At 65.0% G+C, this 24959-nt stretch carries 26 protein-coding genes; 14 read left to right on the top strand and 12 right to left on the bottom strand.

The features are described from left to right. Positions 1-142 precede the first annotated feature (142 nt). Positions 143-364, bottom strand: coding sequence for a 50S ribosomal protein L31 (rpmE, locus tag F3H41_RS08370; RefSeq protein ID WP_149738084.1), 222 nt, complete (start codon positions 362-364; stop codon positions 143-145). A 200-nt stretch (positions 365-564) separates the two neighbouring features. Between rpmE and F3H41_RS08375 the strand changes: the two genes are divergently transcribed. After that, positions 565-2367 (top strand): ABC transporter transmembrane domain-containing protein, encoded by a 1803-nt coding sequence (locus F3H41_RS08375; RefSeq protein ID WP_149738085.1) that lies wholly within the window; start codon positions 565-567, stop codon positions 2365-2367. Positions 2368-2374: 7 nt separating this feature from the next. Here the strand turns inward: F3H41_RS08375 and F3H41_RS08380 are convergent, their stop codons facing one another. From F3H41_RS08380 to F3H41_RS08390, 3 genes are read right to left on the bottom strand one after another with little or no spacing between them, the layout of a single operon-like run. Next, entirely contained in the window at positions 2375-4012 is a 1638-nt protein-coding gene (locus F3H41_RS08380; RefSeq protein ID WP_149738086.1) for an FAD-binding dehydrogenase, read from the bottom strand. Positions 4013-4056: 44 nt separating this feature from the next. After that, entirely contained in the window at positions 4057-5088 is a 1032-nt protein-coding gene (locus F3H41_RS08385) for a peptidoglycan -binding protein (protein ID WP_149738087.1), read from the bottom strand. 4 nt (positions 5089-5092) lie between these two features. Beyond that, the gene (locus F3H41_RS08390; protein WP_149738088.1) at positions 5093-6157 is read right to left on the bottom strand and encodes a MotA/TolQ/ExbB proton channel family protein; all 1065 of its coding nucleotides are present in this window, start codon (positions 6155-6157) and stop codon (positions 5093-5095) included. On the opposite strand from F3H41_RS08390, the gene F3H41_RS21225 reads away from it, so the two are divergent. Continuing rightward, positions 6045-6302, top strand: coding sequence for a hypothetical protein (locus F3H41_RS21225; protein ID WP_188129397.1), 258 nt, complete (start codon positions 6045-6047; stop codon positions 6300-6302). The two genes, F3H41_RS08390 and F3H41_RS21225, sit on opposite strands and share 113 nt — an antisense overlap. 180 nt (positions 6303-6482) lie before the next feature. Here the strand turns inward: F3H41_RS21225 and F3H41_RS08395 are convergent, their stop codons facing one another. The 3 genes from F3H41_RS08395 to F3H41_RS08405 all read right to left on the bottom strand — a co-directional run bounded on the left by F3H41_RS08395 (position 6483) and on the right by F3H41_RS08405 (position 9505). Then, positions 6483-7283 carry an inositol monophosphatase family protein gene (locus tag F3H41_RS08395; protein ID WP_149738089.1) on the bottom strand — a complete coding sequence of 267 codons (801 nt, stop codon included), beginning with the start codon at positions 7281-7283 and terminating at the stop codon, positions 6483-6485. 388 nt (positions 7284-7671) lie between these two features. Continuing rightward, positions 7672-8847 (bottom strand): tetratricopeptide repeat protein, encoded by a 1176-nt coding sequence (locus tag F3H41_RS08400; RefSeq protein WP_149738090.1) that lies wholly within the window; start codon positions 8845-8847, stop codon positions 7672-7674. 7 nt (positions 8848-8854) lie between these two features. Further along, on the bottom strand, positions 8855-9505 hold the full coding sequence (locus tag F3H41_RS08405; RefSeq protein WP_149738091.1) for a thiamine phosphate synthase: 651 nt from the start codon (positions 9503-9505) through the stop codon (positions 8855-8857). A 166-nt stretch (positions 9506-9671) separates the two neighbouring features. Here F3H41_RS08405 and F3H41_RS08410 point away from each other — a divergent pair, with 166 nt between their 5' ends. Next, complete coding sequence (locus tag F3H41_RS08410; protein ID WP_149738092.1) at positions 9672-10457, top strand: sulfite exporter TauE/SafE family protein; 786 nt, start codon at positions 9672-9674, stop codon at positions 10455-10457. 102 nt (positions 10458-10559) lie between these two features. Continuing rightward, positions 10560-10817, top strand: a complete 258-nt coding sequence (locus tag F3H41_RS08415) for a metalloregulator ArsR/SmtB family transcription factor (protein WP_149738093.1) — start codon at positions 10560-10562, stop codon at positions 10815-10817. 216 nt (positions 10818-11033) lie between these two features. Here the strand turns inward: F3H41_RS08415 and F3H41_RS08420 are convergent, their stop codons facing one another. Further along, a complete protein-coding gene (locus F3H41_RS08420; protein ID WP_149738094.1) occupies positions 11034-11207 on the bottom strand; it encodes a DUF465 domain-containing protein in 174 nt (57 codons plus the stop codon). A 215-nt stretch (positions 11208-11422) separates the two neighbouring features. Between F3H41_RS08420 and F3H41_RS08425 the strand changes: the two genes are divergently transcribed. The 6 genes from F3H41_RS08425 (at position 11423) to F3H41_RS08450 (ending at position 15339) form a co-directional block, all read left to right on the top strand. Then, positions 11423-11626 carry a DUF465 domain-containing protein gene (locus F3H41_RS08425; RefSeq protein ID WP_149738095.1) on the top strand — a complete coding sequence of 68 codons (204 nt, stop codon included), beginning with the start codon at positions 11423-11425 and terminating at the stop codon, positions 11624-11626. 52 nt (positions 11627-11678) lie between these two features. After that, on the top strand, positions 11679-12140 hold the full coding sequence (gene purE, locus F3H41_RS08430) for a 5-(carboxyamino)imidazole ribonucleotide mutase (RefSeq protein WP_149738281.1): 462 nt from the start codon (positions 11679-11681) through the stop codon (positions 12138-12140). Positions 12141-12158: 18 nt separating this feature from the next. Further along, a complete protein-coding gene (locus F3H41_RS08435; protein WP_149738096.1) occupies positions 12159-13229 on the top strand; it encodes a 5-(carboxyamino)imidazole ribonucleotide synthase in 1071 nt (356 codons plus the stop codon). Positions 13230-13409: 180 nt separating this feature from the next. Further along, positions 13410-13535 (top strand): type B 50S ribosomal protein L36, encoded by a 126-nt coding sequence (ykgO, locus tag F3H41_RS08440; protein WP_149738097.1) that lies wholly within the window; start codon positions 13410-13412, stop codon positions 13533-13535. Between the two features lie 85 nt (positions 13536-13620). Then, positions 13621-14211 carry a hypothetical protein gene (locus tag F3H41_RS08445; RefSeq protein ID WP_149738098.1) on the top strand — a complete coding sequence of 197 codons (591 nt, stop codon included), beginning with the start codon at positions 13621-13623 and terminating at the stop codon, positions 14209-14211. 96 nt (positions 14212-14307) lie between these two features. Further along, positions 14308-15339: an alpha/beta hydrolase gene (locus F3H41_RS08450; RefSeq protein ID WP_149738099.1), complete on the top strand. Its 1032-nt coding sequence runs from the start codon at positions 14308-14310 to the stop codon at positions 15337-15339. A gap of 12 nt (positions 15340-15351) precedes the next feature. Here F3H41_RS08450 and pyk read toward each other — a convergent pair whose 3' ends face one another. After that, positions 15352-16791 (bottom strand): pyruvate kinase, encoded by a 1440-nt coding sequence (gene pyk / locus F3H41_RS08455; RefSeq protein ID WP_149738100.1) that lies wholly within the window; start codon positions 16789-16791, stop codon positions 15352-15354. Beyond that, the gene (locus F3H41_RS08460; protein ID WP_244616140.1) at positions 16791-17213 is read right to left on the bottom strand and encodes a DUF1036 domain-containing protein; all 423 of its coding nucleotides are present in this window, start codon (positions 17211-17213) and stop codon (positions 16791-16793) included. The genes pyk and F3H41_RS08460 overlap by 1 nt, the downstream gene beginning before the upstream one ends. A gap of 257 nt (positions 17214-17470) precedes the next feature. Between F3H41_RS08460 and F3H41_RS08465 the strand changes: the two genes are divergently transcribed. From F3H41_RS08465 to F3H41_RS08475, 3 genes are all read left to right on the top strand, one after another. Beyond that, a complete protein-coding gene (locus F3H41_RS08465; protein ID WP_149738101.1) occupies positions 17471-18274 on the top strand; it encodes an N-formylglutamate amidohydrolase in 804 nt (267 codons plus the stop codon). 60 nt (positions 18275-18334) lie between these two features. Beyond that, the gene (locus tag F3H41_RS08470; protein ID WP_149738283.1) at positions 18335-18637 is read left to right on the top strand and encodes a DUF1244 domain-containing protein; all 303 of its coding nucleotides are present in this window, start codon (positions 18335-18337) and stop codon (positions 18635-18637) included. Between the two features lie 181 nt (positions 18638-18818). Beyond that, on the top strand, positions 18819-19073 hold the full coding sequence (locus tag F3H41_RS08475; RefSeq protein ID WP_149738102.1) for a DUF2312 domain-containing protein: 255 nt from the start codon (positions 18819-18821) through the stop codon (positions 19071-19073). A 1000-nt stretch (positions 19074-20073) separates the two neighbouring features. Here F3H41_RS08475 and F3H41_RS08480 read toward each other — a convergent pair. Continuing rightward, positions 20074-22296 (bottom strand): heavy metal translocating P-type ATPase, encoded by a 2223-nt coding sequence (locus F3H41_RS08480; protein WP_149738103.1) that lies wholly within the window; start codon positions 22294-22296, stop codon positions 20074-20076. Positions 22297-22471: 175 nt separating this feature from the next. On the opposite strand from F3H41_RS08480, the gene F3H41_RS08485 reads away from it, so the two are divergent. Further along, a complete protein-coding gene (locus tag F3H41_RS08485) occupies positions 22472-22894 on the top strand; it encodes a helix-turn-helix domain-containing protein (RefSeq protein ID WP_149738104.1) in 423 nt (140 codons plus the stop codon). A 118-nt stretch (positions 22895-23012) separates the two neighbouring features. On the opposite strand, the gene F3H41_RS08490 is transcribed toward F3H41_RS08485, so the two are convergent. Next, positions 23013-24836 carry a DUF882 domain-containing protein gene (locus F3H41_RS08490; RefSeq protein ID WP_244616141.1) on the bottom strand — a complete coding sequence of 608 codons (1824 nt, stop codon included), beginning with the start codon at positions 24834-24836 and terminating at the stop codon, positions 23013-23015. Positions 24837-24959: the final 123 nt, after the last annotated feature.

Here is a 24959-nt window from a genome sequence, read left to right on the forward strand (position 1 = left end):
CGCTCTGACGAGAGCCGCCGGGATCCAACGATCCGGCGGCTTTTTCGTATGGGGCGGCCGCCAGGGCGGTTCGGGTCGGCAGCAAACAAAAAGCCCGGCGCGAAGGCCGGGCTTTTCGAAAGGTCTTGCAGTCGCAGGCGGATCAGAGGCCGAGGCCGCCGAAGCGCTTGTTGAACTTGGAAACGCGACCGCCGCGGTCCAGCATCTGCTGGTTGCCACCGGTCCAGGCCGGATGCGAGGTCGGGTCGATTTCGAGGTTCATGGTGGCGCCTTCAGAACCCCAGGTCGAGCGGGTCTGGTATTCGGTGCCATCGGTCATGACGACCTTGATCATGTGGTAGTCGGGATGGATATTCGCCTTCATCGCACTCTTCCTGCAGCTCTGGGGGCCAATTGTCGCAAGCCATTGCGACGGACGGGCCAAACACGTAATGAAGCCGCAGACCGCCATCGGCGACGGCTTCCCAATTTGATGCCGTGCCTATACATGATGGTCTGTGGGATAACAAGTGCCGCGTATCAAGAGTTTCAGGGCTCTTTGCGGCTGAGACGCCGAGGATTGCCGTGGCCGAAAGAGAAGCAAGACCGAGCGGCCAGCGGTCGATCCGACCGCTCGCCAACCTGCTGCCCTATATCGGCCGCTACCGCCTGCTGGCCATCGGCGCACTCGTGTCGCTGACGCTCGCCGCGATCACCACGCTGACGCTGCCCATGGCCGTGCGCCGCATGATCGACCACGGCTTCTCCCAGTCCGACTCAGGCTTCATCAACACCTATTTCGCCATGCTGATGGTTCTGGCCATCGTTCTGGCACTGGCGAGCGCGGCGCGTTACTTCTTCGTTATCACGCTTGGCGAGCGCATCGTGGCTGACCTCCGGCGCGATGTCTTCGACCACGTCACGCGCCTTTCCCCCGGCTTCTTCGACATGAACCAGTCCGGAGAGATCGTCTCGCGGCTGACGGCGGATACCACGCAGCTGAAATCGGCCGTCGGCGCCACCGCCTCGCTCGCCCTGCGCAATCTCATCCTCTGTCTCGGCGCCATCGCCATGATGGTCTATACGAGCCCGAAACTGTCGAGCCTCGTGCTGGTGGCGATCCCGCTCATCGTCTTCCCGCTGGTCGGCTTCGGCCGCTCCGTGCGCCGCCGCTCCCGCGCCGCGCAGGATACGCTGGCATCGGCCTCCGCCTATGCGGGCGAAGCGATTGCCGCCGCCCGCACCGTGCAGGCTTTCAACGCCGAAGCCGCAGCCCGCGCCCGGTACGGCGGCGCCGTCGAACAATCCTTTGCCGCGGCCCGCGACGCCATCAGCGCCCGCGCCGTGCTGACGGCCTTCGCCATCACCATGATCTTCGGCAGCGTCGTGGCGGTGCTCTGGTTCGGCGCGCATGACGTGCTGGCCGGCACCATGACGGCCGGCAATCTCGGCCAGTTCCTGCTCTATTCCGTTTTTGCCGCCGGCGGTCTCGGCGCGCTCTCGGAAGTCTGGGGGGAACTCGCCCAGGCGGCCGGCGCCTCCGAGCGTCTTGGCGAACTCCTGCGCGAGGAGCCGGCCATCGCCGCGCCCGCCAGCCCCGCCACCCTGCCTGAACCGGCCACCGGCGCGCTCGCCTTCGACGCCGTCACCTTCCACTATCCGAGCCGGCCGGATGCGCCGAGCCTCAAAGGCATGAGCTTTGCCGTTCGCCCGGGGGAAACCGTGGCCATCGTCGGTCCCTCCGGCGCGGGCAAGAGCACGCTCTTTGCGCTGCTGATGCGCTTTTACGATCCCACATCCGGCGTCATCACGATCGACGGGCTCGATATTCGCGAGACCGACCCCGAGGCGCTGCGCCGCCGCATTGCCATCGTACCGCAGGACGTGACGATCTTTGCCGCCAGCATCCGCGACAACATTGCCTTCGGCCGCCCCGGCGCCAGCGATGCCGAGGTGGAAGCCGCCGCACGCGCTGCCCAGGCCGAAGAGTTCATCGCCCGCCTTCCGGAGGGTTACGACACCTCCGTCGGCGAACGCGGCGTGACGCTGTCCGGCGGCCAGCGCCAGCGCATTGCCATTGCCCGCGCCATCCTGAAGGACGCACCCGTGCTGCTGCTCGATGAGGCCACGTCGGCCCTCGATGCCGAAAGCGAAGTGCTGGTGCAGCGCGCGCTGGATGGCCTCATCCGCCAGCGCACCACCCTCGTCATCGCCCACCGGCTCGCAACGGTGCTGAAGGCCGACCGGATCCTCGTCATGGACAATGGACGGATCGTCGAGGAAGGCACCCATGCCTCCCTGTCGCGGCAGGGCGGCCTCTATGCCAAGCTCGCCCGCCTGCAATTCGACCATCAGGCGGACCTCCGGGAAATTCCCGCCGCGCAGTGAGGCCCGTTTATACCGAACGGCCGACGACGCGGCCGGAAAACAGGCAGCCGCCGAGGAAGGTGCCCTCGAGCGCCGCGTAACCATGCATGCCGCCACCGCCAAAGCCGGCGGCCTCTCCGACCGCGTAAAGTCCCGGCACTGGCTCGCCCGAGAGTTCCAGCACACGGCCCGTCAGATCCGTCTGGAGCCCACCGAGCGTCTTTCGCGTGAGAATGTTGAGACGCACGGCAATGAGGGGACCCGCCTTTGGATCGAGGATCCGGTGCGGACGGGCGGTACGCATCAGCCGGTCGCCAAGATAGCCGCGCGCGCCATGGATGGCCGTGACCTGCGCATCCTTGGAGAAGCGGTTGGCGATCTCCCGGTCGCGCGCCTCGATCTGACCGCGCAGGCGGCGCAGGTCGATCCTCGCCTCCCCCGTCAGCGCATTCATGCCGACCACGAGGTCTTCCAGCCGCTCGCGCACGACGAAATCCTCGCCCTTGTCGAGGAAGGCCTGAACCGGTCCGGGCAGTCCCCGACCGAGACGTTTCAAGAGAAGGCCAATATTCTTGCCGGTCAGGTCCGGGTTCTGCTCCGAGCCGGAAAGCGCAAATTCCTTCTTGATGATGTCGCGCGTCAGGATGAACCAGCTGTGGTCGTGGCCGCGACGGCAGATTTCGCGCAGGGTCGCCAGCGAATCGAAACCCGGCATGGCGGGCGCGTCGAAGCGGTTTCCGTCCGCATCGCACCAGAAGGATGAAGGACCCGGCAGGATGCGGATCCCGTGGTTCGGCCAGATCGGATCGTGGTTCCGCAAGCCTTCCGAATAGTGCCACATGCGATCGGCATTGATCAGCGAGCCACGCGCCCGCGAAGCGATCTCCACCATGCGCCCGTCAACATGGTGGGGAACGCCGCTGACCATGCGGCGCGGCGCGGGCCCGAGCCGCGCCGTGGGCCAGTGACGGCGCACCGCCTCGTGATTGCCGCCGATGCCGCCGGAGGCGACGACGATGGCGCCTGCCGTGATTTCGAAATCGCCCTCGATGTCGCGATTGCTGCGCACCCCGCGCGGCGCCGCGTCCTGCCGCAGCACCGCCCCGCGCACCCCGAGCACGGTGCGATCGAAGGTCAGGAGTTCATCCACCCGGTGGCGGAAGCGAAAACGGATCTGTCCACGGCTTTCCGCCTCGCGGGCACGGCGGATGAAGGGCTCGACGACGGCCGGCCCGGCGCCCCAGGCCAGATGGAAACGCGGCACGGAATTGCCATGGCCATGGGCCAGCCCGCCGCCCCGCTCGGCCCAGCCGACGACGGGAAAGAAGCCGACGCCCATGCCGTTCAGCCAGGCCCGCTTCTCGTTCGTGGCAAAGTCGAGATAGGCCTCGGCCCAAAGGCGCGGCCAGTAATCCTCCTCGCGGTCGAAGCCCGCCGTTCCCATCCAGTCCTGATAGGCGAGTTCATGGCTGTCACGGATGCCCATGCGCCGCTGCTCGGGCGAATTCACGAGGAAGAGCCCGCCGAGCGACCAGTGGGCCTGCCCGCCCAGCGATTGCTCGCCTTCCTGATCGACCACGATGACCTTGCGTCCACGTTCGGCCGCGACGGTCGCGGTCACGAGACCGGCCAGCCCGGCGCCAATGACAAGCACGTCACACATCATGGCTAAAAGCCCTCCCGCCGGCTCCGCCCGTGATGGCGGATCCGTTATTTTTCCGTCAGCTTCAGCTCGATGCGGCGGTTCTGTGCCCGCGCCTCCGGCGTATCGCCGGGCGCGATCGGCTGGAACTCGCCAAATCCGGCGGCGACAAGCCGGTCGGCCGGAACGCCCTTCGAGATGAGGAACTTCACGACCGATGTCGCGCGCGCCGACGACAGCTCCCAGTTATCGGCATATTTGCCGGTTCCCGACAGCGGCACGTTGTCCGTGTGGCCATCGACGCGCAGCACCCAATTGATTTCGGACGGAATTTCCTTGGCAAGATCGAGGATGGCGGTGGCGAGCTTTTCCATCTCGACCTGGCCAGCCGGGTTCAGTTCGTTGCCGCCGGAGGGAAACAGGACTTCGGACTGGAAGACGAAGCGATCGCCGACGATGCGGATATTCTCGCGATCCGACAGGATTTCCCTGAGTCGGCCGAAGAAGTCGGAGCGGTAACGATTGAGCTCCTGCACGCGCTGGGCCAGCGCCACATTCAGGCGGCGGCCGAGATCGGCGATTTTCGCCTGCGAGGCATCGTCCTTGGCTTCGGACGCCTGCAAGGCGCTTTCGACGGCCGCGATCTGGCTGCGCAGGGCCGCGATCTGCTGGTTGAGCAGCTCGATCTGGCTCATGGCCCGTGCCGAAGCCTGCTTTTCCGTATCGAGCTGGCCCGTCAGGTCGCCGATCCGCTTCTCGGCGGCGGAGTTGCTGCCGGCCCCCTGGTCAAGCAGCGCCTGCAGCCGCGACCGTTCCGTCTCTGAGGTGGTGAGGGACGCCTGCAGATTGGCCAGCGTATCCTCAATATCCTGCCGACCGCTCTTTTCGAGGGCGAGAAGCTGGGTCAGTTCGTTGATCTGGCTGTTGAGCCGCGTCAGCACCTCGTCCTTGTCATTGATCTCCCGGCCCAGCAGAAACTGCGCCATGACGAAGACCGACAGGAGGAACATGATGGACAGGAGGAGAGTCGACAGAGCATCGACGAAGCCCGGCCAGTAATCGACCCCGCGTTCGCGTCGGCCCCGGCGTGAGAGCGCCATCGGCTCAATCCTTCTTCGGATCGTCGCCGCGACGGCGGCCGGTTTCCGGCTCGCCGATGCGGGCCGCCAGCTTGTCGAGCGTCTTGCGCATGGCGCGGGATTCCTCCTGCTGCGCCTCGATCCAGTCGCGCAGCATCTGCTGTTCGCTGCGCATGTTCTTCACCAGCCCCTGAATGCCCTCGGCAAGGCTCGCCATGGCGGCCGTGGTGCGCATGTTGGTGGCCCCATCCTGGTTCATGCGCGTCAACTGGTCGGTGAGCCGCTCCAGCGATTCATGCGGCGGCAGGCGGGTCGTATCGATGGCCGGCGCATGGTCCGAGCCGACATCCGTCACCGAGGAGAGCCAGTTTTCCAGCTCGGTATAAAAGCGGCTCTGCGCGCGACCGGCCTGCAGATCGAGAAAGCCGAGAACCAGCGAGCTGGAAAGACCGAAGAGCGAAGTGGAGAAAGCTGTGCCCATGCCCGTCAGCGGTGCGGAAAGGCCGGTCTTCAGGGCCGCAAGCACATCCTCCGTGCTGCCCGAGCCGATATCGAGGGACTGAATGACCGTGTTGATCGAGCCGATGGTGCCAAGCAGACCCCAGAAGGTGCCGAGCAGGCCGAGGAAGACGAGAAGGCCGATGAGATAGCGGGACGTATCGCGCGATTCGTCGAGGCGGGTCGCGATCGAATCGAGAATGGAACGCAGCGCGGCGGTGGAGATCGCCATGGCATGGCGCCGGCCGATCAACGCTCGCATCGGCGCCAGCAGCACCGGATCACGGCCCACCTTGTCGGCGCTTCCGGCCGCGCGAAAGGAATTGAACCAGCGCACTTCGGGGCGCAGATTGAGGACATGGCTGAAGACCAGCAGCACGCCGATCAGCAGCACGCCGAGAATGAGGCCATTGAGCCCGGGATTGCTGAGAAACGCTGTCTGCGCCTGACGAAACAGGATGGCCGCCACGAAGCCGACGATGATCAGGAAGATCACCATCGTCCAGAAAAACGGCATGGGACTGGACAGTTTGTGGATATCTGACGGAACCGTTTCTGCGCTGTCCGCCGCCGCAACCCGCATTCTTGCCATAGGCCCATCGTCTCCACTGCGCACCGGCATGCTGCCCGCCATTCCGGCAGAATGGCGCGAAGGGGCAAAGCCCCTTCCCCGCACCAGCACGAAGACAATGCCGCAAAGCACCGTGCGCCCCGTCCCGGAACTGCCGGGACACTAGATCAACTTCGCGTCGAATTGAAGGGAAAAGCGTGGCCGCAAAAGGTGCTTGCACCGGAAGATGCACGGAGCGTGCGCGTCGCCCCGAACGCGTCCTGCCCGCATGGGAGAGGGCGCTGGGAGGTCGGATGAGGCCGTGAGGACAGCCATCGGACGCCCTCACCCCCCTCTCTTTCCCGGATTACCGGGTCGGCAGCGGACGGTGCAGAACGTCCCGCAGCGCCTTCACGATAGCCTCGTTGCCGGCGATGACGGAGCCGGTGTCGATCGGGCGGGCACCGCCATCCATGTCCATCGAAAGACCGCCGGCCTCGCGCACCAGCAAGAGGCCGGCCGCCATGTCGCCCGCCGTGATCTGCCGCTCCCAGAAGCCGTCGAACCGGCCGGCGGCAACGCTGGCAAGGTCGAGCGAGGCCGCGCCGAAGGAGCGCACGCCGGCCACTTCGCCCATGACGTGGCGAAGCTCGATCAGGAAATTGCCGTGGTGGCCGCGGCCGAGATGGGGCGTGTGCACGCCGATGACGGCATCCGACAGCGCCTTGCGGGCGGCGACGCGGATACGGCGATCATTGAGGAAGGCGCCGCCGCCTTTTTCCGCGGTGTAAAGATCATCCGTGGCCGGATTGAAGATGACGGCACCGACGATCTCGCCCTGGCGCTCGAGCGCGATCGAGGTGGCGATGTAGGGAATGCCGTGCAGGAAGTTGGTGGTGCCGTCGAGCGGATTGACGAGCCACCGGTGCGAGCCGTCGGTGCCCTGTATATCCTCGCCCTTGCCGCCTTCGAGGCCGTAGGTCGGGCGGGCCTTCAGAAGTTCTTCGCGGATGATCTTCTCCGCCTTGCGTTCGGCGGTGGCGACATAGTCGCCGGGGCCCTTCATGGAAACCTGCAGCGCCTGGACCTCGCCGAAATCGCGCGCGAGCGACTTGCCTGCCTTGAAGGCGGCCTGGACCATGACGTTGAGAAGGGCTGAGCGTGCCATTTCATCTTTCCTTGTTCGTGCCTCCGGCCGTGGCGCCGGGATCATCCTGACTTGGCTGCCGCAGGAAAATGGCCGGGGTCCGGCATCGGACCCGCGAACAAAAGACGACGGCAGCTTCAAAAATCGCCGGCGCGGGGCGAGAGGGTCGCTGCGCCGGAAAACCGATGCCGGGCACTATGGCGCCGCCATCCGGACCGAAATCACCCGATCATAGGCTTGCGCAGGCCATGGAGCGTGCATCCCTGCCGACGAGGATTTTCGGAAGTGGCGCTTCAGACCACAAAATCTGCGGCAATTCAAGTCCGGACGCGCGCTACCCGGGCGCGCACGTCCTTTCAGGTGCCTCTTTCGGCCAAGAAGGTGAACGCGCAAGGATCGACAAAGACAGTCAGCTGCGCCGGAACCGGTTCGCCGCCATCAGCGCCTTTTTCTGCACCTCGTCGCTGACGCCGAGATAGAAATCTTCGAGCTGGGGATCCTGCAGGCCGGCGCGGCGCGAGAGCACATACCACTTCGCCGCCTCGACCGGATCCTGACGGGTGCCGATGGCATTGATGTAGAGATGCGAAAGCTTGTTCTGCGCCACCACATTCCCGCCCTCGGCGGCCCGGCGCATCCAGCGGAACCCCGCCTCCAGATTGCGCTCGCCGGCAATGCCGTCGATCATCCAGAGCGCCAGATCAAGCTCCGCAGTGTCGTAGCCGGCCATGGCTGCCCGAGCGAGCCAGTCACGCGCCGTGGCCCTCTCGTCTTCGGGAATGCCGTCGACATTGATGAGGATCTGCGAGAGCGCATATTGCGCATCCGCAATGCCTTGCTCGGCCGCCTTGCGATAATAGGGCAGCGCCGCCTTCAGGCCCTTTTCGCCGGGCATGTCGGCCGTCAGGGTCTGGGCATGGTTGAACTGCGCAGAAGCATTGCCGAGATCGGCCGCCTTCTTCATCAGTTCGTCAGCACGCTTGGGATCGCGCGGCACGACGCGTCCCTCCATCAGCAACACCGCAAACTTGAACATGGCGGAGGGATCGCCGGCATTGGCGGCCTGCTCGTACCAAAAGGCCGCGGCCTTCGGGTCCCGCTTCACGCCGAGACCGGAATCGAGGATTTCCGCGACCAAAGTCTGCGCTGCCCGGTCGCCGAGTTGCGCCCGTGGCAGGGCAAGGCCCATGGCCGTCAGGTAATAGCCGCGCTGGAAGGCGCCGTAGGCATCGTCCGGCTTGCCCTCAAAGGGTTTTTCCGCCGGCAGAGGCGGAAGTTCCGCGCCCATGCGTTCGAAGACCGTGACGCCTTCGGACGGGGCCGCACCATCCACCGGCGCGCCCGTCTCACCCTTCGCCATCGGCTGGAGTTCGCCGGCCGGCAATTGCCCGGAATCGCCGCTGCCCGCCTTGCCCGTCTCAAGCGGCGCCGCGCCGTTGAAGGGGGTGATACGGCCGCGCTTTTCAACGGGCTGGAACTCCTGCAGCGGATCTTCGGCACGTGCAACGCCTGCTGCGCCCGCCAGGACGGCAGACAGAATCATCAGGGACAGCAGTCGCAAATGACGGACGTGGCGGTTCGACATGTCCCGACTAATCTTCAAACCGTGGCGCTTTTTCGTCAAGCAAGGCATTAACCTCCGCAACGACGCTCGCGGCCCGCCCCGGCTCGCCGAACACCGCCTCGCGCAGCGCCACGAATTCCGCCCCGCTCTCGGCCACCGCCAGCGCGCTCTCGATCGAGGTACCGCCCATGACAATGCAGGGAATTTCGATCATCGCCGCCCACCATTCAGCGAGCGCGAGGTTCTTGGAATGCGCCTCCGGCTTTATGTCGCCGTCGAGCCTGCCGAAGAACACGTAGTCCGGCTGGGCATCGCCGATTTCCAGCGCATCATGCCGGGTCTGGGCATTGCCGCCACCGACGATCAGCTTCGGCGCGTGCTTTTCGACCGCTTCGGCCAGCACCTCGGCGCGCTCGGCCAGATGCAGCCCGTCGGCGCGGGCCCGCCCCGCGATCCGGCTGTCGCCCTCCACCAGCGCCGCGGCACCGGCCGCCTGCACCACGGGAACGATGGCCTCGGCGTGGGCCTGGAAATCGCTGTCATTCAACCCGAGCCGCGGAATGATCACCGAGGCGACGTCACCACCGCGCAACGCATCCGCCACGCGCTGCGCGCGCTCCGCCGCGCTCTCTCCGCCAGGAGCGATCAGCACCAGCCGGCACCGCGTGTCTGAAGCCATGTCTTTCCGTCCTGCTCTGGCCTATGCCGTTGCGACCGGCGGGAAAACAACCACACGCCGCTCGCGCCCTTCCTTCGGGCAATCTATTCCCGGGCCAGCAAGCACGCCGCTCGCCACCGGGCGGGAAAAGCGATAGACCGAGCGCAGCCAAGGATCAACACCGCCCATGTCGAACGACCTCACCTTCTACCTCGTCGCCGCCATCGCGGTGCTGTTTGTGGGAATGGCGAAAGGCGGCATGGGCGAGGCGCTGGCCCTGATGGGCGTTCCCATCCTCTCCCTCGTCACCTCGCCGGTCGAGGCCGCAGCGCTCCTCCTGCCGATCCTCATCGTTATGGATGGCGTGTCGCTCTGGGCCTGGCGCCGCGACAATGACCGGCGCACGCTGCTGATGATGCTACCGGGCGCGCTTGTCGGCATCGCCATCGGCTGGATAACCGCCGCACAGGTGCCGCGCGATGCGCTGCGGCTCATCATCGGCGCCATCACCGTCGGTTTCGTGCTGCGCTACGCCTTCACCCTCTGGCGGGCCCGGCAAGGGGTGCAGGCGAAGGCACGTGGTCACAGCTGGCCACTGGCCGCCCTGCTCGGTCTCGGCGCCGGCTATGGCAGCTTCGTCGCCCATTCCGGCGGGCCGTTCTTTCAGATTTACGGCCTACCACTGCGCCTGCCGCCGCGCGCCTATACCGGAGCCATTGTCCGCTTCTTCGCGATCCTGAATGTCGTGAAAATCTTACCCTATGCGGCGCTCGGCCAGCTCAACACCACCAACCTCACCACGTCCGTCACACTCTTCCCGCTTGCCGCCCTCGCAACCTTCACGGGCTCCCTTATCGTCAAGCGCATGAAGCCAAGTATCTTTTATCCGTTCATGTACATCATGGCCTTCATCGCCGGGTTGAAACTGCTCATGGACGGCTTTCTTGCGATGACCCTTATTTCGGGCACTTGACGAACGTCCGCGAAGAAGCTCTTTTAGCATAAACGAAAGTTCCATTGTACCGTAAAATATTTCTGATAACGAAATTACAAGGAGATGACCTCGCGTCACCCCATGTCCGCTCCCACTCAATTTGACGCCATTGCCGATCCCAATCGCCGCCATCTTCTGGAAGAGCTTCGCCGTTCGCCTCGAACGGTGAATGAGCTTGCCGATGGCTTGCCCATCAGCCGTCCGGCCGTATCGCAGCACCTCAAGACCCTGCTCGACTGCAATCTGGTCTCGGTCACCGCCGAGGGCACGCGCCGGATCTATGCGATCAACAAGGACGGCTTCAAGCCGCTGACCCTGTGGCTGGACCAATTCTGGTAGGGTCGCCCCTCGCCAATCCCTGTAAACGCAAACGCCGGTACCAAAAGGCACCGGCGCTCGGGGACAAGGCCAAACTCTGTTACGCAATCCCGGTTTTTGGGGTCCGGCCGCCATCTTCACCGGAAACGCTTTGCTTTGATGACCGGCGACTGGCCGATCAGGTCTCATGCGTTCCCTTTCGGGCGGCCTCCTCATCCCTTTGAGGTCAGGCGTCGATCAGTGGACCGAGCTACGGATCTTCTCGATCTCGTCCTTGATGCGCAGCTTCCGCCGCTTGAGGGTCGCGATGTCGCGGTCGCTGGAAGACGGATGGGCGAGGGCCTCGTTCAGTTCCCTCTCCAGAGCGCCGTGCTTCCGTTCAAGCGTTGCAAGATGAGCCTCAATGGTCATGAGCAATCCCTTCCTTTGTTTTGCATCCGGCAATTTTCAAAGGCCGGATGTTCCGGTTTATGGCACTGAAAGAGTGCCACGCTATTTTTCATTTGTCGAAGGCGATTTCGTGGCAACGGATAACTTCCCGTTACCACGCCTTCATGTTAGAGCGGCTCATGAATGGACGTCGGATGGCGGGCCAACCGCCACCGGTTGTATGACGGGGAATACGCATGCCGGATCAGGATCAGGCCGAACTCAGACTGACAGCCGCTCGTCTTCGCCAGGAGCACGAAGATTACGATGCGGCCATCAATGCGATGATCCAGGTCGGCTGTGACGCCTTGCGCATCCAGCGCATGAAGAAGAAGAAGCTGATTCTGAAGGACAAGATCATCAAGATCGAGGACCAGATCATCCCCGACATCATCGCCTGACGAGGAGCTGCCCATCGTGCAAGACCGCCTCACGCCGCCCGTCGCCATCATTATGGGAAGCCAGTCCGACTGGGAAACCATGAAGAATGCAGCCGACACGCTGGAAGCCCTCGACATCGAATATGAGGCGCGCATCGTTTCGGCACATCGCACGCCAGACCGCCTCGTGGCCTTTGCCAAGGGCGCCAAGACCGAGGGCTTCAAGGTGGTGATCGCAGGCGCCGGCGGCGCAGCCCACCTGCCCGGCATGTGCGCCTCCATGACGCCGCTGCCGGTCTTCGGCGTTCCCGTTCAGTCGAAAGCGCTCTCGGGCCAGGACAGCCTTCTGTCCATCGTGCAGATGCCCGCCGGCATTCCCGTCGGCACGCTCGCCATCGGCAAGGCCGGGGCCGTCAATGCCGCGCTGCTGGCCGCCGCGGTCCTCGCACTGACGGACGAGGATCTTGCCGAGCGTCTCGACGACTGGCGCAGCGCGCAGACCGACAGCGTGGCCGAATTTCCGGTAGACGGCTGAGATATCAGGATTGACCACATGAAGACCATCGGGATCATCGGCGGCGGCCAGCTGGGCCGCATGCTCGCCATTGCGGCCGCCCGGCTGAATTTCAGGACGATCATTCTGGAGCCGCAGGCCGATTGCCCCGCCGCCCAGGTCGCCAATGCGCAGATCACCGCCGCCTATGACGATCCGGCCGCTCTCGATCGGCTGGCCGCCGAATGCGACATCGTCACCTATGAATTCGAGAACGTGCCCGTCAGCGCCGCCGAACGGCTGGCCGCGACCCGCCCCGTCTATCCGCCGGCAAAGGCGCTGGCGGTCGCGCAGGACCGCGTCACCGAAAAGCGCTTCATCAACGACTGCGGCATCGCCACCGCCGACTTCCGCGAAGTGGACGATCAGGCCGGCCTCGAAGCCGCCCTTGCGGCCTTCGGCGGACAGGGCGTCCTGAAGACCCGCCGGCTCGGCTATGACGGCAAGGGGCAGAAGGTCTTTCGCTCCGCAGCCGACAGCGCCACCGGCGCCTTTACGAGCCTCGGCAGCGTGCCTCTCATTCTCGAGAGCTTCGTGCCCTTCGAACGCGAGATCTCGATCATCGCGGCCCGCTCGGTTGATGGCGCGATCGTCGCCTACGATCCGGCCGAGAACGAACACCGCAACGGCATTCTCTACCGCTCGACCCTGCCCGCAACGCTTGGCCCCGACACCGCCGACAAGGCCAAGGCGGCCGCGGCGGCGATTCTCGCTGCCCTCGACTATGTCGGCGTCATCGGCGTCGAGTTCTTCGTGCTGGCCAGCGGCGAGCCGATCGTCAACGAGATTGCCCCGCGCGTCCACAATTCCGGTCACTGGACGGAAGCGGCCTGCGTGGTCTCGCAGTTCGAACAGCACATCCGCGCCGTCGCCGGGCTGCCGCTCGGCAACGGGGCGCGCCATTCGGACTGCGTGATGCAGAACCTCATCGGCGACGAAATCGACGATGTGCCGATCTGGCTTTCCCGCCCGGACGCGCTCGTCCACCTCTACGGCAAGGCCGAAGCCCGCCCCGGCCGCAAGATGGGCCACGTCACGTGGCTCACGGCGAGCACATCCGGGCAGCGCTGAACCTGTTGCAACACAGGGGGTTTTAGCCGAAAAGCCGGTTCACATGGTTGACACACGAAAACCGCCGGGTTATCAGCCTGCCCAACCTGGAAGCGTGCGTGAGGTGCGCTTTTGAATGTCAGACATGAAGGCCCCGCGTCGCAGACGACGTTAGGCCCCACGAATACGCGGACCAGACCAATGAAGATCAAGAATTCGCTGAAGTCGCTGAAGACCCGCCACCGCGCGAACCGCCTGGTCCGCCGCAAGGGTCGCATCTACATCATCAACAAGGAAAACCCGCGCTTCAAGGCCCGCCAGGGCTGAGGTTGCGTCTGGCGGTTCATTGAAATCGCCGTCCGAAAAGATTTTGTGAATTGCCTTCGGCGCATGGCGCGGTACCCTACCGACCATGCGCCGAAGCTTTTTGTCGATTCTCGCTTTTTCTCTGGCCCTCACGGCCACCCCTCTTCTCGCCCAGACGGCTGGGGAGACACCTGCGGTCGCCGCGCTGACCTCGCCCAAGGAGAAGCTTGACGGGCTGTTCGCCGAGTTGAAGCGCGCGCGCGACGACACCAAGGCCACCGCGATCGCCAACCGCATTCGTATGGAGTGGGCCGATTCGGGCAGCGCCTCGATCAATCTGCTTATGCAATGGGCCGAGAAGGCCGTGTCGGAAAAGCGCAACGGCGCCGCCCTTGACCTGTTCGATCAGGTCGTGATCCTTGACCCAGACTATGTGGAGGGCTGGAACCGCCGCGCCACGCTGCATTATCAGATGGGCAATTTCCGCAAGTCCATGTCCGACATCAACCGCGTTCTCGCCCTTGAGCCGCGCCACTTCGGCGCTCTCGCCGGCATGGCCGCAATCCTTTCCGACGCCGGCAAGGACGAACTGGCGCTGAAGGCCTGGGAACAGTTCCTCGCCGTCTATCCCTCCGAACGCAACGCACAGAAGCAGGTCGGCGACCTCGAGGAGAAACTGGCCGGCAGTCGCACCTGAAGCGATGCTATTCGAAGCGCCGTTTCCACGAACAGCTTGCATGCATCGCTGCGGCTTGCGAAAGGTCCAAATGGTGACCTCCCGCGTAGAGACCCCATGCTCAAGATCCTCGCCATTACCCTTTTCGTCATCGCGCTTGCCGTCGGTACCGCCATTCTCTTCAGCCAGTGGGAGGCGCGCCAGCTGACCGCATCGGCCCCTGATCCCGGTCAGCGCATCGACGTCGGCGGCTTCAACATGAACAGCGTGCTGGTGCCTGCCGGCCCCGCTGCCGACCTGCCGCCGATCGTCTTCATCCACGGCGCCAGCGGCAACATGCTGGACCAGATGACGCCCTTCCGCCCGGCGCTCGAGGGCCGCGCCGAGATGCTCTTCGTCGACCGTCCCGGCCACGGCTTTTCCGAGCGCGGCGGGCCGGAAAATGCCCGGCCGGACGGACAGGCCGATGCCATCGCGCGGCTGATGGAAAAGCGCGGTATCGAGAAGGCGATCATCGTCGGCCACTCCTTTGCCGGCGCCGTCGTCGCCAGTTTCGCGCTGCGCCATCCGGAGCGGGTGGAAGGCCTCGTCTTCCTCTCACCCGCTACCCATCCCTGGCCAGGCGGCATCACCTGGTATTATCAGGTCGCCAGCACCCCCGTGATCGGCTGGCTCTTTACCAATGCGATCGCAACGCCGGCCGGCCTGGCGCTGCTCGACACGATTTCCAGCGCGGTCTTTTCTCCCAACACGCCGCCGGCCGATTACGTCGCCAAGACCGCCCCGCAACTGGTGCTGCGACCCGATACCTTCCGCAACAATGCGACCGACATCGCCAATCTGCTGGATTATGTCACCCGCGTTGCCCCGCAATATCCCGCGATCACAGCGCCGACCGTCATCATCACCGGTGACAGCGACGACGTGGTTCTCGCCGACATCCATTCGCGCGGTCTCGCCCGCGACATCAAGGGTTCGGAACTGGTGTGGATTGCCCATCTCGGCCACAAGCCGGATTACATGGCAACCGACGTGGCGGTCGCCGCCATCGAGAAGGTGGCGGGCAAGGATCGCGACCTCCAGATGCTGGCAAGGCGGGCCGGAGCCCGCCTTGCCGATGAGACCGCGACGGCCTCGATTGGACAATGATGCTGAAGCGCCTCAGACGCCGCTGATGCCGTCCGAGCCGATATAGGCGATGCGCAGCATGTTCGTCGCGCCGGGCGTGCGCAGCGGCACGCCAGCGGAGATGATGATGCGGTCGCCCGGCTGGCCGAAACCCTCGGTGGAGACGATGCGGCAGGCGCGGTTGACCATGTCGTCGAGGTCCGAGGCATCCTCCGTGACCACGCAATGCGTGCCCCAGACCACCGACAGGCGGCGCGCCGTCTGGATGACCGGCGACAGCGCAATGATCGGCACCTGCGGACGCTCACGCGCGGTGCGAAGGCCCGTATTGCCCGACGCCGTGTAGCAGACGATGGCCGACAGCTTCAGCGTCTCGGCGATCTGGTGGGCCGCAAGCGAGATGGCGTCCGCACCAGTGGCTTCCGGCGGCGTGCGCTGGGCGTAGATGATGCCCGGATAGTGCGGGTCGCGTTCCACCTTCTCGGCGATCGACGCCATGGTGGAGACAGCCTCGACCGGATATTCGCCGGAAGCCGATTCGGCAGAGAGCATCACGGCATCGGCGCCTTCGAAAACGGCGGTCGCGACGTCGGAAACTTCGGCGCGGGTCGGAACGGGCGCCGAGATCATCGATTCGAGCATCTGGGTCGCGACGACCACGGGCTTGCCGGCACGGCGGCAGGCGCGGATCAGCTGCTTCTGCAGGCCTGGAACCGCTTCCAGCGGCATTTCCACGCCAAGGTCACCGCGCGCCACCATCAGTGCGTCCGAGAGTTCGATGATCTCGTCGATACGCTCGATGGCCTGGGGCTTTTCGATCTTCGACATCAGGCCGACGCGACCGCGCGCCACCTTGCGCACTTCCGAAAGGTCTTCCGGGCGCTGGATGAAGGAGAGTGCCACCCAGTCCACCTGGTCGGTTTCGAGAACGGCGTCGAGGTCGGCGCGGTCCTTCTCCGTCAGCGCACCGACGGGCAGCAGCGTATCGGGAAGGCTGACGCCCTTGCGATCGGAGATCTTGGTGCCGGAGACGACGGTGCAGACGATGCTCTTGCCATCGGCCTCTTCGGCCCTGAGGTGCAGCTTGCCGTCATCGATCAGCAGGCGGTGACCAGCCTTCACCGCCTGGAGAATTTCCGGATGCGGCAGGAAAACGCGGGTGGCGTCGCCGAGCGCTTCGTTGCTGTCGAGCGTGAAGGTCTGGCCGGGTTTCAGCTCCACCTTGCCCTCGGCAAACTTGCCGACGCGCAGCTTGGGACCCTGCAGGTCGGCGAGAATGCCGATCGGACGGCCACAGCGGGCCTCGACGGCGCGAATGCGCTGGATCAGCGTGCGCATGAGATCATGGCTGGCATGGCTCATATTGATGCGGAAGAGATCCGCACCCGCCTCATGCAGCTTCTGGATCATGGCTTCCTCGCTGGAGGCGGGCCCGAGCGTGGCGAGGATCTTGGCTTTCCTGTTGCGTCTCATCAGTTGCTTTCCTGCGTGCTGCCGGGGGTATCGGAGAGCTGAACCATCCAGCTGCCCTGCCGCCCCGTGTCATATTCCTTGAAGCCCATGCGCTGGAAGCCGCGGGCAAAGCAGTCCTGGACCCCGGTGATCTTGAACTCGTTTTCTGCCACGCACATCTGCACGTCGCCGGTCCAGCGCCCGCCGCGCGCGGCATCCTCCGCATAGAGGTAGTAGTAGCGCGACTGCAGCTCGCCCTCGATGAGGGTCGCGCAGGTCGTCGCCGGTACCTGCCACCAGCCTTCCGTCACCCAGCCTTCCTTGGCGCGATAGCCGATCGCCACACCGACGAGGTTCTGCGTGCCGTTGCAAACCCTGAAATCGGCCCGCGCCGGGCTGGCGGCAAAGAGCGGGGCGGCCAGCGCAAAAACCGAAAGAATCATGCAGCCGAAGGACAGGCCGCGCATGCGCATCGTGAAGGACGTCTTGATAGTCACGGCTTTCAAGGGGGCTCCGCTCCGATTTGCCCAGGACGTTTTGCGACGCGCCGCCCCGAATGTCAACGTGAAATCTAATCGATTTATATGACAGGAAACCAGTCGCGCCGCCCTCGTTTCCCGCCCAGTCTTGCGGTCTGACCTGACGCATGCGATCAGACCGCGTCAGCATCATGGCACAGATGACAGCAGGATCGAAGGGAATGGTTAACGACACGGCGGCCTATGAGGCAATCGAGGGCGATAAAGCGCGTGGCCTATTGATTCTGGCCGATCACGCCACGAATCATGTACCGAAAGACTATGACAGTCTCGGCCTGCCCCGGGAGGCTTTCGCCCGCCACATCGCCTACGACATCGGCGTCGAGCCGCTGACCCGGCGTCTGGCCGCCCGACTCGGCGTTCCGGCCGTGCTCTCGCGTTTCTCGCGCCTCCTGATCGACCCCAATCGCGGCGAGGACGATCCGACTCTCATCATGCGAATCTCCGACGGCGCCATCATTCCCGGCAACCACCCGCTGCCGGCCGGCGAGCGCGAGCGACGGCTCGAGCGTTTCCACCGCCCCTATCACCACGCCGTCGCCGTCATGATTGCAGAGGTTGCGGCGGCGTCGGGCACGGCGCCGCTCGTCATTTCGCTCCATTCCTTCACGCCGCACTGGAAGGGTGTTGCCCGCCCTTGGCATGTCAGCGTGCTCTGGGACACGGATGCCCGCGCCGTCGCGCCCCTGATCGAGGCGCTCGCCGCACCGGGTGACGTGATGGTCGGCGACAACGAGCCCTATGACGGGGCGCTGCGCGGGGATACGCTCTACCGCCACTGCATGGTACCTGGCCTTGCCCATGCGCTCATCGAAGTCCGGCAGGACCTGATTGCCGACGAGGACGGCGTCGCCGCCTGGGAAGCCCGCCTTGCCCCGGTGCTTCAGGCCCTGAACGAACGCCCGGAGTGCCATATCTATCAGCAGCACCCATCCCGCACCGGCCCCTATGAGAGGCCCGCCTGACGGAGAACCGCGATGACCGACCCGAAGACCGAGACGATCCCAGACATCAGAACCGCAAGCATGGCCATGAGCCCCGACGACATCCGCAATGCCGAAGCCGCCGCCTTCCGCCGCCTGCTGTCCCACCTTGCGGCACGGCCGGACGTGCAGAATATCGAGCTGATGAACCTTGCCGGCTTCTGCCGCAACTGCCTCGCCAACTGGTACCGCGATGCGGCCACGGAAGCCGGCCACCCCATCGACAAGGACGCCGCCCGCCTGCACGTCTACGGCATGCCCTATGAGGAATGGCGCGCCCTCAACCAGCGCGAGGCGACCGACGACCAGAAGCAGGCCTTCGAGCGCAATCGCCCGCAGGAGTGATCGCACCCGTTCTGCACACCCCGCCCACAGGCGCGCGCAGCCGAAATTCAGCCATGCTTTCAAGCGACGAGCCCGCTTTGGGACGTGCAGCCTCGCCAAAGCGCGCCCTTCTCCCTTGACCGGCGGGCGCCAAAGCGGCAGATGACGGGCCCGGACAAGAAGACGCGGACAGGAGCGATCAATGGAAGAAACCGCAGCAGTCGAAAACGTGGCCGCCGCCGAACTGCGCCAGTTCATCGAGCGCATCGAGCGCCTGGAAGAAGAAAAGGCCTCGATCTCCGACGACATCAAGGACGTCTTCGGCGAAGCCAAGGGCCGCGGTTACGACACCAAGGCCATGAAGACCATCATCCGCCTGCGCAAGAAGGACGCCAACGAGCGCATCGAGGAGGAGACGATCCTGCAGACCTACATGGCCGCGCTGGGCATGGAATGACGGGAGGGCGCCACGGGCGCCCTTTTATTATGGGTGACGACTATAGACCATGCCGAAATTGCACGCATTCCGCGAGAAAATTGCCTAAGGTGAGAGGATAAGCATCCATCTTTCTTCAGGCGCTACTGGCGAATGCAGCACGAAAACTTCTACCATCACGGCAGTCTGATTGACGTGAGCCATCTTCGTCAGACAAGTGCAGACTTTACCTGACTGACAGCGTCCGACAGCCAGACCCACAGAGTCTGGCTACGCTATTCCAATCACTGCTATTCCAGGGAACTCAAGACTGGCGAGACGTTGGCATCACACGACCACATTATCGGGCCCGCTCCCAAGCTGAGGGTTTACTGCCCGGAGAGATACGCCCACACCAAGAAACTCACGGCCATGATGGCGGCCCTTTTCGCGAAGCCGACATCAAGAGTGTCACTCACCCACGACCATAACTGGACATCGTTCGCGATTCATCTGCCTCCCGAAGGCGGTGATCAACAGCGATACTGCGCTTTCTTCAGGGTAAAGAATTCCGCACAGCAGCCGGAAGCGCCGGACCTCCACTTTCTCGACATGCATGTGGAAAGTGCCTATGTGCGAACCAACATGGTCCGAACGTTGCGGTCATGCCCTTTCGGCATGGTCGCACACATGACAAGGAATGGATTACCCTACTTTTAAAAGGAAATGTGGAACCGTTTCCGATCCCCCATTGATATCCTCGACGCAGCCAAGCCCGAAGACCCACAGCCATAAGCAAGTGATCAGCATAAGCTGATGGCAACGGCGCTATTAGTCCCCATGGACCTCAGTCGATCTACGCCGTTGACCTAAAGATAAGGCAGAGCGACCGGCGGGTCAAGGCAACGCCGGTCGTGTGGTAGTAAAGCCCCTGCCAAGCTTGATGGACCAAGCAACTCCCCAGCCAGGCGAACCCTCAACAGTCCATTGCCGCAACAGGCAGCCACCCACACGACAAGACGTACAGTGGTTCACATGCCCCTCACCGCAACAACCTCAGCGCATTCGTCGTCACCAGCACCGTCGCGCCCGTATCCGCGAGGATCGCCGGCCAGAGACCGGTGATGCCCATCACCGTGGTCACGAGGAACACCGCCTTCAGCCCGAGCGCGATGGTGATGTTCTGCTGAATGTTGCCCATGGTGCGGCGGGAGAGGGTGACCATGCGGGCGATGTCGGTGACGCGGGCGTGGAGGATGGCGGCGTCGGCGGTTTCGAGGGCGACGTCGGTACCACCGCCCATGGCGATGCCGATATCGGCGGCGGCAAGGGCCGGAGCGTCATTGATGCCATCGCCGACCTTGCCAACCACCAGGCCTTCTGCCTTCAGTTCCCGCACGATGCGCTGCTTGTCCTCCGGCAGCAGTTCGGCGCGCACATCGTCCATGCCGAGAAGAGTGCCGATCGCCTTTGCCGTGCGGCGGTTGTCGCCGGTCAGCATCACCGTGCGGATGCCGAGCGCCTTCAGCGCCCGCAACCCTTCCACTGCATCGGCGCGCGGCTCGTCGCGCATTGCCAGCGTGCCGGCGACGGAACCGCCAACCAGCAGGACCGACACGGTCTTGCCGGCGTCGTTGAGCGTCTGGATGTGCTGGGCGAGATCGGCCGGAAGCGTCACGCGCTCTGAAGCGGCCTGCGGGGCGCCGAGGAAGACCTCTTCGCCCTTCACCGTGGCGCTGACGCCCTTGCCGCCGATGGCGCGGGCATTGATGGCAGGCGGGACCATCACACCATCGGCGCCGGCGCGCGCGAGGATCGCCAGCGCCAGCGGATGGCTGGAGCCGGTTTCCAGCGCGGCGGCGAGCGCCAGCACATCCGCTTCCGTACGGCCGCGGGCAATGATGTCGGTCACCGCGGGCCGCCCTTGCGTCAAGGTCCCCGTCTTGTCGAGGGCGACCGCGCTCAACCGGCCCATGCCCTCCAGCACAGCCCCGCCCTTCATCAACAGGCCGCGCCGCGCGCCGGCCGAGAGGGAAGCCGCGATGGCGGCGGGCGTGGAGATGACGAGGGCGCAGGGGCAGCCGATCAAGAGCACCGCCAGACCCTTGTAGATCCATGCCGACCAGTCGGCCCCCGTGAGAAGCGGCGGCAGCACGGCCACCAGCGCCCCGGCCGCCAGCACGACGGGCGTATAAAAGCGGGAAAAGCGGTCGATGAAGCGTTCCGTCGGGCTCTTGGCCTCCTGCGCCTCCTCCACCAGCCGCACGACGCGGGCAATCGTATTGTCAGCTGCCGTCGCGGTGACGCGCACCGTCAGCACGGCTTCGCCATTGATCGTCCCGGCAAAGACGGCATCGCCCACCGCCTTGCGCACCGGCACGCTTTCGCCTGTGACCGGCGCCTCGTCGATAGCGCTTTCGCCGGAAATGATCAGGCCATCGGCCGGGACGCGATCGCCGGGACGGATGAGGATAACGGCGTCAAGGATCAGCGTTTCGGCCGGCACCTCCCGGGTCGACTCACCCTCGACAAGCCGTGCCGTCTTCGGCACCAACTTGCCAAGTGCCTGGATGCTGGCCCGCGCCCGGCCGGTCGCAATGCCTTCCAGGAGTTCTCCGACCAGAAAGAGAAAGACGACCGCCGCCGCTTCTTCCCCCGCATCGATGATGACGGCGCCGACAGCCGCAATCGTCATCAGCGTCTCGATGGTGAAGGGAATGCCGGCCCGCGCGGCCGCCAGCGCCCGCCGCGCGATGGGCACCAGCCCCACCAGCATGGCCGCCACGAAGGCGTAGGTCGAGGCCGCCGGGACAAGATGGCCAAGACCATAGGCCAGCACCAGCGCCGCGCCGCTCAAAAGCGTCAGTTGCGCCTTGCGCGACGCCCACCAGGGCCCGTCCGATGGCCTATGATCGTGACCGTGCAGGCCGTGGGGCGCGGCACCTGCCGTCGCAACATCCGGCTGATCGTGGTGGTGGTCGTGGCCGTTATGATCGTGATCGCAGGCAGCCGGCTCGTGCGCGACCGGTGCGGGATGCCCTCCATCCCGCGAAGCAACGCCGTAGCCGAGCTTGCGCACGGCCGTTTCCACCGCCGGCAGTTGCGCGGCATTTTCGAAGGCAAGGCTCATGCTGCCCGTGGTCGCCGATACCGATACGTCAGAGATGCCCGGCAGCCGGCCGACCGCCATCGCGATCTTGCTCGCGCAACTGCCGCAATCCATGCCCTCGACCTGATAGCGCTGGCGTCCCGTTTCCTTGCCCATCACACGGCTCCTTTCATTCTTTCTTCCGGCCTACATCCTCCAGCCGCTAGAGGAGCAAGAGGTTATTTCCGGCCGGGCTGAGAAAATGCGAGGCAGGGCGAGAGGCTTGAAAACGGCGCACGGAAGCGCCATCCTCCAGTGACTGGAGCATCTCGGCTCTGCGAAAGGACCGTCCATGAAGCCGCTGTCGATCAAGGATGCCGCCCGCGAGAGCGGTGTGAAGATACCAACGATCCGCTACTACGAGGAGATCGGCCTCTTGCCGGCGCCGGCGCGCGATGCCGGCAACCGCCGTGTCTTCAGCGCAAGCGAGCTTCGCCGCCTCGCCTTCATCCGCCATGCCCGCGCGCTCGGCTTCGAGGTGGAGGCGATCCGCACCCTGCTGGCGCTGCAGGACCGGCCGGACCAGCCCTGCGATACGGCCGACGCCATCGCGAAGGCCCGCCTTGCGGAGGTCAACCAGCGCATTGCCAGCCTGCTGGCGCTGAAAAGCGAGCTCGAAAGCATGGTCGAAGGCTGCCGCCATGGCCAGGTCTGCGAATGCCGGGTGATCGAAGTGCTCGCCGACCATGCCGAGTGCCTGCACGATCATCACTAGGCGCGCATGCGAGAGGGCAACCAAGACATAGCGCGGGTCTCTCCGCATCCCGAAACACAAAAGGGCCGCCCCGGGGGACGGCCCTTGAAGGATGTGACGATCGCAAACGCGATCGACGTCAGTTTGTGCCGAAACGCTTCACTTCCATGAAGTTGACGGCGGTGCCGCTGAAGCGGCCCGTATCGACGCGTACCGGTTCGTCGCTGGTAAAGCCGGCGGCATAGACGGTGGTCGGGGCGGCCCGCAGCGAACGGCTGACAAAACGCGGTGCCTTGACCGGCTTGGAGAGCGTCGCCATGCGGCCCGTCGACAGGGCCCACTCGGCAATGATCTTGTCCGTCAGCTTCGGCTCGGTGCGCTTCGCGCTGCGCGTTGCCGCCTCGGCATCGGTCTTCTTCGGGCGGGCACGCTTCTGCGGCTGCGTCTCGTCAACGTTGAGCGCCTTGTCGAAGGCGCCGCTGGCGGCCGGCGTCGCGCCGACGGGAGCGAAGGCGGCAAGGTCAGCCGGCTGCTGGTCCATGACCGAGCTCGGCGCGGCCAGCGCCACCTGCGTCTCGGCCTGGCTCGGCAGCTCGCGCGGACCGGCGGCAGAGGCCTGCTGGGCAAGGATCGCCTGCTGGGCAGGGCTCGTTCCGGCAACCGGCGCCATGGCAGCCACGGTCGCGGCCGCAACGGTGGACCGGTCAGCGGTCGCAGGTACCGCTACATTCATTTCGGCGACGCTCTGCAGCAGGGTCTCGTCCGCCGGACGCAAGCTCGGCACCGGCACGGAGGCGAGTTCCAAACCATCTTCCGTCTCCGCATCCGCCGCCGCAGCCAGTTGGCCGGCGAGGATGGCGCGGGCCTGCGGCACCGGCACCTTGTATTCGTTCAGATCGGCAAATTCGCTGCCGGCGGTTGCCGCCGGGGGCACGGCCTCGGCTGTGACGGCGGCAATCGCGGCCTGGCTCGCGGCCTGCTGTTCGTTGACAAGCGCGACAGCAACGCCGGGCTCTTCGACAGGCTGCTGGCGGAACGCCGGACGGTTGAGCGGTACGGGCGCATTCAGCGCTTCGGCGGTCTCGGTCTGCGGCTCGACAGCCGGCTGGGTCGCCGTAATGCCGGGCAGTGCCTCGTTGCGCGCGACGGCGGTCTGCGGCGCGGGCTTGGCGCGGGCTGCGGGTGCTTCCTCGTCATCACCGCCGGCACCGGGGCCTGCCGCGATCGCATCGGGTTCCTCATCCTCGTCGCCGCCGCCAAACAGCATGGCGAAGAGGTTTCCGGGACGCTTCTTCTGCACGTCGCCTTCGCCGGTCGCGCCGCCGCCAGCCACCTGGATGGCATTGGCTCCGACGCGCTTCTTGTAGTCGGCCACCGCCTGCGCGTAGCCCGGCAGCGGCTTGCCGTCGGAGGGAATGTGCATGGTCTTGCCATCGGGGAAGACGCGCGTGAGTTCCTGGCGCGTCATGCGCGGCCAGGCGCGCACGCCGCCGACATCCATATGCACGAAGGGCGAGCCGGAGGTCGGGTAGTAGCCGACGCCGCCCACCTGGAAGCGGATGCCGAGTTCACGCAACTTGGCGAGCTTGACGCCTGGAATGTAGAAATCCATCGCCTTGCCAAGCATGTGCTGGCTTTTCTTTGCGACGCCGCGCGAGCGGCTGCGCAGCATGTTGTTGGTGGCGGGAGAGCGATAGGCGGAAACGACGTGGATGTAGTCCTTGGCGCCGGCTGCCTGGTACACTTCCCAGACAAGATCGAAGAGGCGCGGATCCATGTTCGTCGGCTCGTTGCGACGCCAGTCGCGCAGGAACCGGTTGATCTGCTGCAGGCCCTTGCGATCGTAGCGACCATTGCGCTTGAAGGTAATGGCGGCCTTTTCGCCCGTATGCACGAAATAGAGCTTCAGCGTACGGGTCTGACCGGCGGCCTCGACCGGCGGGGCAAAACCCGGCGACACCATCGAAGCGGCCAGCACCAACGCCAGGGCAAAACGCGAAGCACGCTCCAGCAATGCTCCGCACGCGCTTTTCAGCGCCTGGCCCGCAGGCGTCATCAATCCGACTAAATTTGGCAAACTCAATCC

This window comes from Rhizobium sp. RU20A, assembly GCF_900155885.1.
Classification (GTDB): Bacteria; Pseudomonadota; Alphaproteobacteria; order Rhizobiales; family Rhizobiaceae; genus RU20A.